Genomic DNA, 15,606 nt, shown 5'->3' on the forward strand with positions numbered 1-15,606 from the left:
GCCATACGGAACATTCTTTGAGCCTTATGCAGTACCCTCGTTAAATTTAATCGTCAGGAAAAGCTCACTACCCCGCAGCCGAATCTTTACTTATCCACACCAGGGCTGTGGGGGAATAATCAAATCGTACATAGAGTGTATCAATACCCCTTAAACATAGGCTTCGTCAAAGGCAGCTCGGGTGCCAAATCAGGAGGTACGGTCGACTTCCTGCTGGTCGGCCGGAACCCTGCGGCAAGCCTTACATCGACAGGAGGAACATTCCTTGTCGTCTATCCCCAAATCCAATTCCGAAACCCATGTTAAACCAAATCCCGTCTTCAGGTGGCTCGTCCGCGGCAATCATATTGAAGCAGAGGAGTCCGAAGCAGCCGCATCTCTTGCGTAGAACGATGTTTGTTGTCCTTAACGCATGGGAGCCGAGCGGTACAGCTGCTAGCCAGAGGATTGCCGCATGCGATCAACCGGGCAATCGAAGCGTGACGTTGCGCAAGCCATTGATATTGTTGTCAGATGTTTGAAAAAGAGAGGAGCGAGGCTGGAGCGTTGCTTCGGCATATGCTCCGCCGGATTGCTTTTACCGATGAAGAGAGGGGAACGATCCAGATGGCTTTTGAAAAAGAAACGTTGTTTTGGAACGAAAAATTCGGTATTGACGATTATACCTTGACGCGGTTGCCTTACAGCAAGGCTCCAAACTCCCTGGTGCCCAATGTGAAAACCGTTGGCGGTTCGCTTTCGGAGGAAGCGGCGCAGCGGGTCCTTCAAATGAGCAAGGGTGCTCCGCTGGCTGCTTTTATGATTTTGCTCGCCGGTGTTCAGGCACTCTTGCATAAATATACAGGTGCTTCAGACATTCTGGTTGGCATGCCGGTTGTGCCGAAAAAGGGGGAGACGCGTCGATCCGTTAATCATACGGTCATTTTGAAAAACTCGCTTTCGGTGGGGGCAACTTTTAAGACGCTTCTGAGCGAACTGAGGACTTCCTTGCCGGAAGCCATTCAGCATCAACATATTCCGTTCTTGAAAATGACGGAGAAGCTGGATCTGCAATATGCAGAAGGTATACCCTTCGTCCATACGCTAGCATCCCTTAAGGAGCTGCATCTGGACGAAATTGGGCAAAACGTGGTCACAGACTGTTCATTTGAATTCAGTTTAGCCAATGGGACGATACACCTAGCGCTGTCATATAACGAGCACTTATATGACTCCGAGTTCATGAATCGGGTCGTCGGCCATCTGAATCGCCTGCTGTCCGTCGGGCTTCATGAGCTGGAGCTGGACATCGTGCGAGCGGATATGCTGTCGGAGGACGAAAAATTTAAATTAATACAAAGCTTCAACGATACCGAGAAGGACTATCCTCGTGATCGGACGATTCATCAGCTTGTGGAGGAGCAAGCGAAGCGTGTGCCCGAGGCGACGGCGGTTGTTTTTGAGGGGCAGCGGCTTTCATACGCAGAGTTGAACGAACGGGCGAACCAGCTGGCGCGTACGCTACGATCGGTCGGTGTGCTGCCCAATCAGTTGGTAGGCTTGATGGTTAGGAGATCGCTGGAGACGGTCATTGGCATTTTGGCGGTTCTGAAAGCTGGCGGTGCCTACGTGCCGATCGACCCGGAGTACCCGGAAGAACGTATTCGCTACATTCTGGAGAACTCGAACGCGCAGTTGCTGCTGACTCAAAGAGAGCTGTTACAGCAAGTCCCGTTCGAAGGGACCGTATTGGCGCTAGATGACAAGCAGGCCTATAGCGACGATGGCTCGAACCTGGAGGCGGCCAGTGGTCCACATGATCTTGCTTATGTCATTTATACGTCAGGTACAACGGGCAAACCCAAAGGGGTCATGCTGGAGCATCGTGGTTTGGTCAGCTTGAAGTTGATGTTCGCAGACAGGCTGGGCATTACGGAGCATGACCGGATCGTTCAATTTGCGAGCTTGTCCTTCGACGCATCCTGCTGGGAAGTGTTCAAAGCACTCTATTTTGGCGCGGCTTTGTACATCCCGACGGCCGAGACAATTCTCGACACTCGTCTGTTCGAGAGTTATATGAACGAGCATGCGATTACGGCGGCGATTCTGCCCCCGACGTACAGCGCTCATTTGAACCCGGACCGTCTTCCCAGCTTAACAAAGCTTGTAACGGGAGGTTCGGCGGTATCGGCCGAATTCGTGCAGCAGTGGAAAGCGAAGGTTCACTATTTCAATGCTTACGGCCCTACCGAAGCTTCGATTGTTACGACGCTTTGGGATGCGGATGAGCAGCAGCCGGAGCGTAGAGTCATTCCGATTGGGCGCCCGCTGTCTAATCATCAGATTTTTATTTTGGATGCCCACCTGCAACTTGTGCCTCCGGGAGTGGACGGCGAGCTGTGCGTTGCAGGCGTGGGGCTTGCGAGAGGTTACCTGAACCAGCCGGAGCTGACGGCAGAGAAATTTGTGGAACATCCGTTTGCGCCGGGAGAACGCCTTTACCGGACAGGAGATCTCGCCCGCTGGCTGCCGGACGGTAATATGGAGTATTTGGGCCGGATCGACCATCAGGTGAAAATCCGTGGATTCCGAATCGAGGTCGGTGAGATTGAAGAGCAGCTTCTGAAGATCGACTCGGTGCAGGAGACGATTGTGATTGCGCGGGAAGGCAAAAGTGGGCAAGAACTGTGCGCTTACCTGGTCGCTAGTCTCCCTCTTACGCTCGGCGAGCTGAGAAGCGCGCTGGCGCAAAAATTGCCGAATTACATGATTCCGGCACATTTTGTTCAGCTTCCGCAGATGCCGCTCACGCCGAACGACAAAATCGACCGCAAGGCTTTGCCTGCCCCAGAAGGAAACGCACTGACCGGCGGCGAGTACGTAGCTCCACGCAATGAAGCCGAGCGGACGCTTGCCGATGTGTGGCAGGCGGTATTGAACGCCGATCGCGTTGGGGTAACGGATCATTTCTTCGAGCTGGGCGGAGACTCGATCAAGTCCATTCAAGTATCTTCGCGGCTTCATCAAGCCGGGTACAAGCTGGAAATCCGGGATTTGTTCAAATATCCGACGATCTCACAGCTTAGCCTACATGTGATACCGATCGGACGTACCATCGATCAAGGCGAAATTACGGGTGAAACGGCGCTGACGCCGATTCAGCATTGGTTTTTCGAGAGCTCCTTTGCGGACCCGCATCATTTCAACCAGTCGGTGATGCTGTACCGGAAGGAACGCTTCGACGAAGAGATGGTACGTCAGGTGCTGCAAAAGCTGGCCGAGCATCATGACGCCTTACGGATGGTGTTCCGCAAAACGGAACAAGGGTTTAGCGCACGGACCCGCGCGATTCAGGAAGACGAGATGTTCACGCTGGACGTGTTCGACTTCAAAGATGCGGAGAATCCCACGCAGACTGTGGAAGCGAAGGCAACGGACATTCAAGCGGGCATCGATCTGGAGAACGGGCCCCTCATGAAGGCGGGACTGTTCCAGTGCGCGGACGGTGATCATTTGCTGCTCGGGGTTCATCATGCCGTGGTAGATGGCGTGTCTTGGCGCATTTTAATGGAGGATTTCACTCTAGGTTACGAGCAGACTGGCAAAAGCGAAGAAATTCGTTTCCCGGCGAAAACAGATGCGTACCGTACTTGGTCCGAGCAGTTGGCTGCTTACGCGCAAAGCCCGGAGATGGCGAAGGAACGGGCCTATTGGCAGGCCGTGGATCAAATGGAGGTTCCGGCCGTGCCGAAGGATACGGAGGCGGACGTTACGACGCAGCAGGACAGCGAATCGCTGTTTGTCCGTTTGGCTCCCGAAGAAACGGAGCTGCTACTGAAGCGGGTTCACCGTGCCTTCAACACCGAAATGAATGATATTTTGGTAACGGCGCTCGGCATAGCCTTACGCAAATGGACGGGGCACGAACGGGTGCGGATCAATCTCGAAGGACACGGACGTGAATCGATCGGAACGGATATCGATATCACGCGTACAGTCGGCTGGTTTACGACCAAGTTTCCGGTCGTCCTAGAGCCGGAAACTGACCGGGATTTGACCTATCAGATTAAACAGGTCAAGGAAAACTTGCGCCGCATTCCGAACAAGGGGCTTGGGTACGGCATATGCCGCTATCTTTCGAAATCGGAGGAAGGCTTGGTTTGGGGCGCAGAGCCGGAAATTAATTTTAACTACCTCGGCCAGTTCGACGATGATGTCAACCAGGGCGAGATCGGCATATCTTCTTATTCCAGTGGCAGCCCGGCTAGCGACCGGCAGGCCCGCAGCTTTGTGCTGGATATCAACGGTATGGTGCTGGACGGTGCTTTATCGCTCGATCTCAGCTACAGCCGGAAGCAGTATCGCAAGGAAACGATGGAAGCCTTCGCTCAGCGGCTTGAGCAAAGTCTCCGAGAGCTCATTACCCACTGCGCAGGCAAAGAGAACACCGAATTGACGCCAAGCGACGTGCAATTTAAAGGCTTGACCATCACAGAATTGGAGCAAATCGCCCAGCGCTCGAGTCATCTCGGGGAAATCGAAAATATTTACTCGCTGACGCCGATGCAGAAGGGTATGTGGTTCCACAGCGCGCTTGACCGGCAAGCGGCAGCTTACTTTGAGCAGACGCGGTTTACGATGCGGGGAGCGCTCGACGTCCAGCTTTTTGAGAGGAGCTGGATGGAGCTTGCAAAACGTCATCTGGTGCTGCGGGCGAATTTTGCGAATGGACCAGCGGGCGAGCCGCTGCAAATCATATACCGCGATAAGCCAGTCGGCTTTGAATATGAAGAGCTGCTTCATTTGCAGGTACACGAGAAACAAGCTTACTTGGATGAAAAGGCCGAGGAGGACAAGCTTCGTGGCTTCAACATGGAACATGATGCGCTCGTTCGGTTTACGATTCTGCGCACCGAAGAGCAAAGTTATCATGTGCTGTGGAGTTTCCAACATATTTTGATGGACGGCTGGTGCCTGGCTCAACTGACGCAGGAGTTGTTTGAGATATACTCGGCCCTGACCTCTGGTAAGCAGCCAGCGGGAGGTAAAGGATCGGATTATGGCGATTATATCGAATGGTTGGAGAAACAGGACGATCAGGCGGCATCCGGCTATTGGACAGCGTTCCTGGCAGGCTACGAAGGGCAAACCGTACTTCCGGGGCAAAAGGAACCAGCGGCGAGCGGCAGATTTACGGCTGATCACGTCACCGCCGAACTAGGCAAGGACTTGAGCAAACGGATGGACCGGGTGGCGAAACAGCACCTGGTTACAGTCAATACGCTGTTGCAAGCCGTTTGGGGCGTGATGCTGCAAAAATATAACGGAACAAACGATGCCGTATTCGGCAGTGTCGTTGCCGGAAGACCGGCGGAAATCCCGGGCATTGAGTCTATGATCGGGCTGTTCATCAATACGGTGCCGGTCCGCGTCGATAGCGAAGTGGACACCGTGTTCGCCGACCTGATGGCGAAGCTCCAAGAGCGGGCGCTGGATTCCGGGCGTTATGATTACTATCCGCTGTATGAAATTCAAGCGCGTAGCGTGCAAAAGCAGAATCTGATCAACCATATCATCGCTTTCGAGAACTATCCGGTGGACGAGCAGATGGAGCAGGCGGGGGACCAGCAGCACGGCGGCCTGACAATTGCTGACGTTCAGATGGAGGAGCAGACGAACTATAACTTCAACGTGACTGTGATGCCGGGAGCCGAGATCGAAATTAGATTCGACTTTAACGCCGAAGTGTTCGATAAAGACAGCATCGAGCGGCTCAAGGGGCATCTCGTGCATCTGCTGGAGCAGGTAACGGATAACCCAGAAATTACTGTGGGCGAGCTGGAACTTGTGACGGAGGCAGAAAAGGCCGACCTTCTCGGACGTTTTAACGACACCAAGACGGAATTTCCGCGCGGGCAGACGCTCATTCAATTGTTCGAAGAGCAGGCGGAGTACATCCCGGATGCAGCCGCCATCTCCATGAATGAGCAAGAGATGACTTACCGGGAGCTGAACGAACGTGTCAACCGCCTTGCCCGTACCTTGCGCAGCCACGGGATATCCCAAGGACGTCTGGTCGCCATTATGGCTGAGCGTTCCATCGAAATGGTTATAGGTATACTGGCAGCACACAAAGCCGGAGCCGCTTACGTACCGATTGACCCGGAATATCCAGAGGAGCGTATCCGTTTCTTGATAGAGGATTCAGGAGCGCAGGTCATGCTGACACAAAGCCGCTTGCGCGAGCGACTGGCGGGTTTGGACTCGGTGATTTTACTGGATGACGAGTCTTTCTATCACGAGGACGGAACAAACCTAAATCAAGGGATTGAAGCGACAGATCTGGCCTGCGTGATCTATACATCAGGCACGACGGGCAAGCCAAAAGGAAACCTTGTTTCACACCGCAACATCGTGCGCGTTGTGCAAAATACAAATTATATCGACATCACCAATCGCGATCATGTCCTCCAGCTTTCGAGCTATTCGTTCGACGGAGCGATTTTCGATATTTTTGGTGCTTTGACCAACGGGGCGCGGCTGGTGCTGGTTCCCCGCGAGACGTTGCTGGAAATTGGTCTACTGGCGGATCTCATCCAGCGCCAGCGCATATCGGTCATGTTTATTACGACGGCTTTCTTCAACGTGCTTGTAGATGTGAATGTCAATTGTTTTCGGGATGTCCGGGCGATTTTGTTTGGAGGAGAGCGTGTCTCGGTTGGTCATGTACGTAAAGCACTCGCCCATCTTGGAGCGGGTAGGCTCAACCATGTATACGGACCGACGGAAAGCACGATATTTACCACGTACCTTCCGGTCGACTTCGTTGATGAGTCGGCGCTTACCGTTCCTATCGGACGACCAATCAGCAATACGACGGTGTATATCGTCGACAGCCGGAATAAGCTGCTGCCGATCGGCGTGGTCGGGGAGCTATGTGTCGGCGGAGAAGGTTTGGTACGGGGCTACAATAACCGGCCGGAACTGACGGCGGAGAAATTTGTGCACAATCCTTTTACGTCAGGAGAGCGCATGTACCGGACGGGGGATTTGGCGAAATGGCTACCGGACGGCACGATTGAATATGTGGGACGAACGGACGACCAAGTGAAAATCCGTGGCTTCCGCATAGAGCTGGGCGAGATCGAAACTCAGCTTCAGAAAGTGGAGGGAATTCGGAAAACGACAGTATTTGCGCGGGAAAACGTGTCCGGCGAAAAGCAGCTTTGCGCCTATTATGAAGCGGACTGTGAGCTTCCGGCGGCCGAGCTGAAGAGCGTGCTGTCTCAGGAACTGCCGGCCTATATGATCCCGACGTACCTGATCAAGTTGGAGCGTCTCCCGCTGACGACGAATGGCAAGGTTGACCGCCGCTCCCTCCCGGCACCTGAGGAGAGCTTGCAACCGGGCGAAGGACATACTCCGCCTCGGACTCCGCTCGAAGCCAGCTTGGCTGAAATATGGAAAAGCGTGCTTGGATTGGAGCGCATCGGGGTTCATGACAACTTCTTTGACTTGGGCGGCCATTCCCTGCGGGCAACGACACTGGTGAGCAAGGTGCATCAGGAGTTGAACGTCGAGTTGCCTCTGCGCGACGTATTCCGCTACTCAACGATCGAACAGATGGCTCTCGCCCTCTCCCGGATCGAAGAACATTCGTTCTCGTCGATTCCGCTGGTAGGCGCAAGAGCGTATTATCCACTTTCCTCAGCTCAGAAGCGGCTGTTTATCCTGAATCAGCTGGAAGGAGCCGAGCAGAGCTATAACATGCCGGGTGTGCTGCTGCTCGAAGGATCAATTGACCATAGCCTGCTGGAGAAAGCTTTCCGCGGACTGATCCAACGTCATGAAACGTTGCGAACCGGATTTGAGGTCGTACAAGGCGAAGCGGTACAGCGTATTTACGAGAGCGTTGATTTTTCCGTCGTGTGTCGACATGCGAACGAGGAAGAAGCGTCTGCAGTCGTGCAGGCTTTTATCAGACCTTTCGACTTGGCGAAGCCACCGTTGCTGCGTGCCGAGCTCGTAGAGCTGGCAGCCGATCGTTATTTACTGATGTTTGACATGCACCATATCATCTCCGACGGGGTTTCGATGGACGTGTTCGTTGAGGAACTCGTTCGTCTGTATGGCGGTGAGTCATTAGAGCCTTTGCACATTCAGTACAAGGACTATGCGGTATGGCAGCAATCGGACGAGCAAAAAGTGCAATTGAACCGCGAGGAAGCTTACTGGCTGGACCGTTACCGGGGCGAGCTGCCGGTTCTGGAAATGCCAACGGACTATCCGCGTCCTGCTGTACAGAGCTATGAGGGACATACGCTGACGTCCTTCGTGGACGAGGCAACGAACGAAGGCTTGAAACAGCTGGCCGCTCAAAGAGGAACGACGCTATATATGGTGTTGCTTGCCGCATATACCGTGCTTTTGCATAAATACACAGGTCAGGACGATTTGATCGTCGGAACGTCGATTGCGGGCAGAACGCACGGCGACACGCAGCCTTTGATCGGAATGTTCGTCAACACGCTGGCGATCCGCAATTATCCGGCTTCGGAGAAGACCTTCCTGACGTATTTGGAAGAAGTGAAAGAAACGACTTTAGGCGCTTACGAGCATCAGAATTATCCGTTCGAAGAACTCGTCGATAAAGTGCAGGTTAGCCGGGATTTGAGCCGCAACCCGCTGTTTGACACGATGTTCTCCCTGCAAAACCTGGAGGAGTCAGAGTTTGAGCTGGAAGGGCTGAAATTGTCCCCGTACCCTAGCGAATATGGTATGGCCAAGTTCGACCTGAGTGTGGATGTTACGGAAGAAAATGGCGGACTGGAGTGCAACTTTGAATTCGCAACGGCTCTTTATAAAGAAAGCACGATCCGGCGGCTGTCGATTCAATTTGGACATTTGCTTGCGGCGATTGTAAGCCATCCGAATGCGAAGATTGCCGAGTTGGACTTGCTGACGGAAGAGGAAAAAGAACAAATTCTCGGCGCGTTTAACCCGGCGCAGCCGGAAGCGGGTCCGGCGGCCGCGTTCCACCGACTGTTCGAGGAACAGGCGGAACGTACACCGGAAGCGGAAGCCGTTGTCTACGAGAACGTTCGGCTGACGTATGCGGAGCTGAACTTACGGGCGAACGGCTTAGCGGCCACGCTGCGCGCAAGTGGAATCGGCCGGGAGGAGATTGTTGGCATTCTCGCCGAGCGCTCGGTGGACCTGTTGGTGGCCGTGCTGGCCGTCTGGAAAGCAGGCGGGGCATATGTACCGCTTGACCCGGATTATCCGGCGGACCGCGTGCGGTTTATGCTTGAAGACAGCGGAGCGAAGGTGCTGCTGACACAAACGTTGCTGAGAGAGCGTGCTGAAGCTTGGCTCAGCGAAGAGGAACTGGCACTTGCAAAGGTGTTGTACCTCGACGACGAAACGTCATACAGCGAAGAGCGGGAGAATGCACCGCTTGGCTCCAGCATGGTTTCCGGTAAAGTCTCCGGCGAGCTGACGGGTGCTGTGAACAGCGATGATCCGAGTCATCTGAAGGTTGCTGGCTTGGACAGCTTCCATGAAGCTCGTCCTGAGGACCTAGCGTACGTGATCTACACGTCAGGGACAACAGGCAAGCCGAAGGGTGTAATGATTGAGCACCGCAGCTTGGTGAACACGGCAGCGGGCTACCGGCGGGAATACCGGTTGGATCAGTTCCCAGTCCGGCTACTGCAACTCGCCAGCTTCTCGTTTGACGTGTTCGTGGGTGATATCGCACGCACGTTGTATAACGGAGGCACCATGGTCATTGTACCGAAGGATGATCGGATTGATCCGTCTCGCCTGCATCACTGGATAGAGCGGGAGCAAGTGACGATCTTTGAATCAACACCGGCACTGATCGTACCGTTTATGGAATACGTACACGAGCAAGGGCTGGAGTTGAGCGGGATGGAGCTGTTGATCACAAGCTCGGACAGTTGCAGTGTGGCGGATTACCGAACCTTACAGGAACGGTTTGGCTCGTCGTTCCGGATCATCAACGCCTACGGCGTGACGGAAGCGGCGATCGACTCCAGTTTCTATGAGGAGGAGTTGGCGAAGCTGCCGCAGACAGGCCATGTTCCGATTGGCAAAGCGTGGTTGAATGCGAAGTTTTACATCGTGGATGCACATCTGAACCCTGTTCCAGTCGGCGTGGTAGGCGAATTGGTTATCGGCGGAGTTGGGGTAGCACGTGGGTACTTGAACCGTCCAGAGCTGACGGAAGAGAAGTTTGTAGACAGTCCTTTCACCGCTGGTGAGCGGTTGTATCGCACGGGAGACTTGGCGCGGTGGATGGAGGACGGCAACGTGGACTTCATCGGCCGGATCGACAACCAGGCAAAAATCCGGGGCTACCGGATCGAGACGGGGGAGATCGAGTCGCAGCTGTTGCGGGTGGAAGGTGTGCGCGAAGCGGTGGTGCTGGTTCGAAGTGACGCGAACGGGCAGAAGGCGCTATGCGCGTATTACACGCCGGATACCGGAGTTGAGCTGGTAGTGAACGATCTGCGCAGGGCGCTGGCACAGGAGTTGCCTGGGTACATGATCCCGTCGTACTTTGTGGAGCTGGAGCGTCTACCTCTGACACCGAACGGAAAGATAGACCGGAAGGTGCTGCCAGCGCCGGAAGGGGAAGCGGGAAGCGGAACGGAGTACGTCGCACCGCGCAATGAGCTGGAAACGAAGCTGGCGGCGATTTGGCAGGAGGTGCTGGGGCTTGCGAAGGAGATTGGTGTTCACGATAACTTCTTCGACATCGGTGGCCACTCCCTGCGCGCGACAACGTTGGTCAGCAAGATTCATAAAGAGTTGAACGTGGATCTGCCACTGCGCGACGTGTTCCGCCATTCCACGATCGAGAGCATGGCTACCGCCATTTCTCGGCTGGATCAGCAGATATTTGTTTCCATTCCGGTGACGGATGGCCGAGAGGTGTACCCGCAATCTTTTGCTCAAAAACGTCTCTTTATTCTGAATCAGCTGGAAGTTGCGGAGCTTAGCTACAACATGCCGGAAGCGATGCTGCTGGAGGGTGCTTTGGACCGGGCAAGGTTCGAAGAAACGTTCCGTAAGCTCGTGGCGCGGCATGAAATGTTGCGCACCGGGTTTGAAATGGTGGATGGAGAAGCATCACAGCGGGTTTACCAGGACGTGAATTTTGCGGTGGAGTTCTATCAAGCGGATGAGCAAGAGGTCGAAGCGGTGGTTTACGGTTTCGTCCGTCCGTTTGACTTGGCTAAGCCACCGCTGTTGAGGGTAGGCCTTGTTGAGCTGGCTCCGGAACGCCATATTCTGATGTACGACATGCATCATATTATTTCTGACGGCGTTTCAATGGAAATCTTTGTTGAAGAATTCGTGCGTTTGTATGGTGGAGAGCAATTGGAGCCGCTGCGCATTCAGTACAAAGACTACACCGTTTGGCAGCATTCGCAGGAGCAGCAGGAACGGCTTCGGCATCAGGGGGCGTATTGGCTGGACATGTTCCAGGGCGAGCTTCCAGTGCTGGAAATGCCGACCGACTATCCACGTCCGGCTGTACAGAGCTACGAAGGTCAAACGCTGGAGTTTTCCTTCGACGCTTCAAAAACCGGCGGCCTGAAACAGCTGGCTGCGGAAACGGGCACGACGCTGTTTATGGTGCTGCTTGCGGCGTATAACGTGCTTTTGCATAAATATTCAGGTCAGGAAGACGTAATCGTTGGTACGCCGATTGCCGGAAGGAATCATGGAGATGTGCAGCCGTTGATCGGGATTTTCCTAAACACGCTGGCGATTCGCAGTTATCCGTCTTCGGAGAAAACATTCCTTTCATATCTGAACGAAGTCAAAGAAACAACTCTGCGTGCCTTTGAGCATCAGAACTATCCGTTTGAACAATTGGTGGACAAGGTGCAAATCACCCGTGATTTAAGCCGCAATCCGCTCTTCGACACGATGTTTACGATGCAGAATACGGAGAACGAGCAATTTGAGCTTGAAGGGCTTCGCCTGATTCCTTATCCGAGCGTACTTGATACTGCGAAGTTTGATATCAGCTTGGATGTGGGCGAGGAGAACGGCGGCTTGGATTACAGCTTTGAATATGCGACAGCTCTTTACAAAAGGGAGACGATTGAACGGCTGGCAAAACATTACGAGCAGTTGCTCCTGACAATTGTAAACCGTCCAGATGCAAAGATTGCCGAGCTGAACTTGCTGACAGCAGAGGAAAAAGAACAAGTTCTCAATGCGTTTAATCCAGCGCAGCTAGAAGCGGCTCCTGCGGCTACGTTCCACCGTCTGTTTGAGAAACAGGCAGAGTGTACGCCGGAAGCGGAGGCCGTTGTGTATGAAAATAACCGCCTAACGTATGTGGAGCTGAACGAGCGAGCGAACCGCTTAGCGGTCACGCTGCGTGCAAATGGCATCGGCCGGGAGTCAATCGTTGGCATTCTCGCCGAGCGTTCGGTGGACTTGCTGGTGGCCGTGATGGCCGTCTGGAAAGCCGGCGGGGCGTATGTACCCCTCGACCCGGATTATCCTGCGGACCGCGTGCGGTTTATGCTCGAAGACAGCGGAGCGAAGGTACTGCTGACACAAACGCCGCTGCGAGAACGTGCCGAGGCCTGGCTCCGCGAAGAGGAGCTGGCGCTGATGTCGGTGCTGTACCTCGACGACGAAGCGTCGTACAGCGAAGATCGGGCAAATGCCCCGATGTGCTTTGATCAAGGCTCCAGCATGGCTTCCAGCCGGGACTCTGGCAAACTAACGGGGGCTGTGAACAGTGCGGATCGGAACCATCTGGATGTTGTCAATGATGTTGGCATGGGCAGCTTCCATGAAGCCCGCCCTGAGGACCTAGCATACGTCATCTACACGTCCGGAACGACGGGCAAGCCGAAAGGCGTGATGATTGAGCACCGCAGCCTGGTGAATACGGCAGCGGGTTACCGGCGGGAATACCGATTAGATCAGTTCCCGGTGCGGTTGCTGCAGCTCGCCAGCTTCTCGTTTGACGTGTTCGTGGGCGACATTGCCCGGACACTGTACAACGGAGGCACGATGGTGATTGTGCCGAAGGACGACCGGATCGATCCTTCTCGTCTGCACTACTGGATAGAGCGAGAGCGAGTGACGATCTTTGAATCAACACCAGCACTGATCGTGCCGTTTATGGAATACGTACATGAACAGGGGGTGGAGTTCAGCGGGATGGAGCTGTTGATTACAAGCTCGGACAGCTGCAGTGTGGCGGATTACCGAACCTTGCAGGAACGCTTCAACTCGTCGTTCCGCATCATTAACGCTTACGGTGTGACGGAAGCGGCGATCGACTCCAGTTTCTATGACGAACCGCTGATGAAGCTGCCGCAGACAGGCCATGTGCCGATCGGCAAAGCGTGGCTGAATGCGAAATTTCACATCGTGGACGCACATCTGAATCCCGTACCAGTCGGCGTGCTGGGCGAACTGGTCATCGGCGGCGTCAGCGTGGCGCGTGGGTACTTGAACCGACCGGAGCTGACGGAAGAGAAGTTCGTAGACAGTCCGTTCGCTGTGGGCGAGCGGTTGTACCGCACGGGAGATTTGGCGCGGTGGATGGAGGACGGCAACGTGGACTTCATCGGCCGGATCGACAACCAAGCGAAAATCCGGGGCTACCGGATTGAGACGGGAGAGATCGAGTCGCAGCTGTTGCGGGTGGAAGGTGTGTGCGAAGCGGTGGTGCTGGTTCGAAATGACGCGAACGGGCAGAAGGCGCTATGTGCGTATTACACGCCGGATACCGGAGCGAAGCTGGCAGTGAACGATCTGCGCAGCGCGCTGGCACAGGAGCTGCCGGGTTACATGATCCCGTCGTACTTCGTGGAGCTGGAGCGTCTGCCTCTGACACCGAACGGGAAAATAGACCGGAGGGCGCTGCCAGCGCCGGAAGGGGAAGCGGGAAGTGGAACGGAGTATGTCGCACCGCGCAATGAGCTGGAAATGAAGCTGGCGGTGATTTGGCAGGAGGTGCTGGGGCTTGCGAAGCAGATTGGCGTTTACGACAACTTCTTCGACATCGGCGGTCACTCCCTGCGGGCTACGTCACTGGCAGGCAAGGTATTTAAGGAACTAAACGTCAACCTCCCGCTGCGCGACGTATTCCGCCACTCGACGATTGCGGCGATGGCCGAGGCGATCGCCCGGATGGAACGGCGGGAGCATGAGGCCATTCCTCAAGCGGAGCAGAGAGAGTATTACCCTCTGTCCTCCGCGCAGAAACGGCTGTTCATTCAGCACACGCTGGATGGAGCAGATCAGCTTTACAACATGCCGGAACTGGTGCAGGTGGAAGGTGAGTTTGATTTAGACCGGTTGGAAGCCGCCTTGCGGAAATTGATAACACGGCATGAATCGCTGCGCACCGGTTTTGAAATGATGAAGGGCGAAGTGGTTCAGCGGATATACCCACAGGTCGATTTTGCTATCGAGCACCATCAAGCGGATACAGAGGATTCAGATCAAATCGGGCAGATCGTCCGCAACTTCGTTCGTCCGTTTGATCTCGGCCAACCGCCGCTACTGCGCGCCGGGGTCATCGAGCTGGAGCCGAACCTGCGTATTCTCCTTTTCGATATGCACCATATCGTGTCCGACGGTGTATCGATGGCGATTGTGATGGAGGAGTTCTCGAGTTTCTACGCCGGAGAACAGCTGCCACCCCTGCGCATTCATTACAAGGATTATGCCGTTTGGCAGCAGTCGAAGGCCCACCGAGAGCGAATCGGGCGGCAGGAAGCGTACTGGCTGCAAACCTTCGAAGGCGAGCTGCCCACGGCGGACCTGCCGATGGACTACGAACGGTCTGCCGTTCGTAGCTACGAAGGCGCGCATGTGGAGTTCGACGTCGAAGCTTCTCTCTCTGCGCAGTTACGCGAATTGGCTGCCGAGTGTGAAAGCACACTGTTCATGGTGCTGCTTGCGGCCTATACTGTGTTGCTGTCCAAGTACAGCGGTCAGGAGGACTTGATCGTGGGCACCCCGGTGGCTGGAAGAACTAACGCCGATTTGGAGCGGGTCATCGGCATGTTTGTTAATACGCTGGCGCTCCGCAATCGTCCGTCTGGCGACAAAACGTTCTTGTCCTACCTGGAAGAAGTGAAGGAAACGGCTTTGGGTGCTTTTGAGAACCAGGATTATCCATTCGAGGATCTCGTGGAACGTTTGAATGTGAAACGGGAGCCGGGCCGCTTCCCGTTGTTCGATGCCGTTTTCGACTTGCAAAATATTGAAGAACGAGACGCCGAACTGGAAGGGGTCAGCCTGAAGAATTACGAGCTTGACCCATTGGAAGAAGCGAAGTTTGATCTGACGCTGTTTATGTATGAAAACGAAGGGGCGTTGAGCGGGGGCTTCTTCTACGCCACCAAGCTGTTCAAAGAAACGATGATCCGCACCTTGACTGAGGATTACCTGCGGGTACTGTCTCAAATTGCGGAAAATCCACAACTCGAGCTAAGCCGAATTGAATGTCATAAACCGGCGGCAGGCGCAAAGAGTGCTGTTGATACGATCGAATTCGCATTCTAATGTTACAAGCGCGCTTCCGTCATCAAGCGACAGCGCGTGTATCCC

The 15,606-nt window shown here is 54.6% G+C and carries 1 protein-coding gene; it reads left to right on the forward strand.

The annotated features are described in order from the left end of the window. Positions 1 to 513: 513 nt before the first annotated feature. Positions 514 to 15,561, forward strand: coding sequence for an amino acid adenylation domain-containing protein (locus MHB71_RS29020; RefSeq protein ID WP_340028287.1), 15,048 nt, complete (start codon positions 514 to 516; stop codon positions 15,559 to 15,561). Positions 15,562 to 15,606: the final 45 nt, after the last annotated feature.

Origin of the sequence: Paenibacillus sp. FSL H7-0940, from assembly GCF_037979415.1 — a bacterium.
GTDB classification, from domain to species: domain Bacteria; phylum Bacillota; class Bacilli; order Paenibacillales; family Paenibacillaceae; genus Paenibacillus; species Paenibacillus amylolyticus.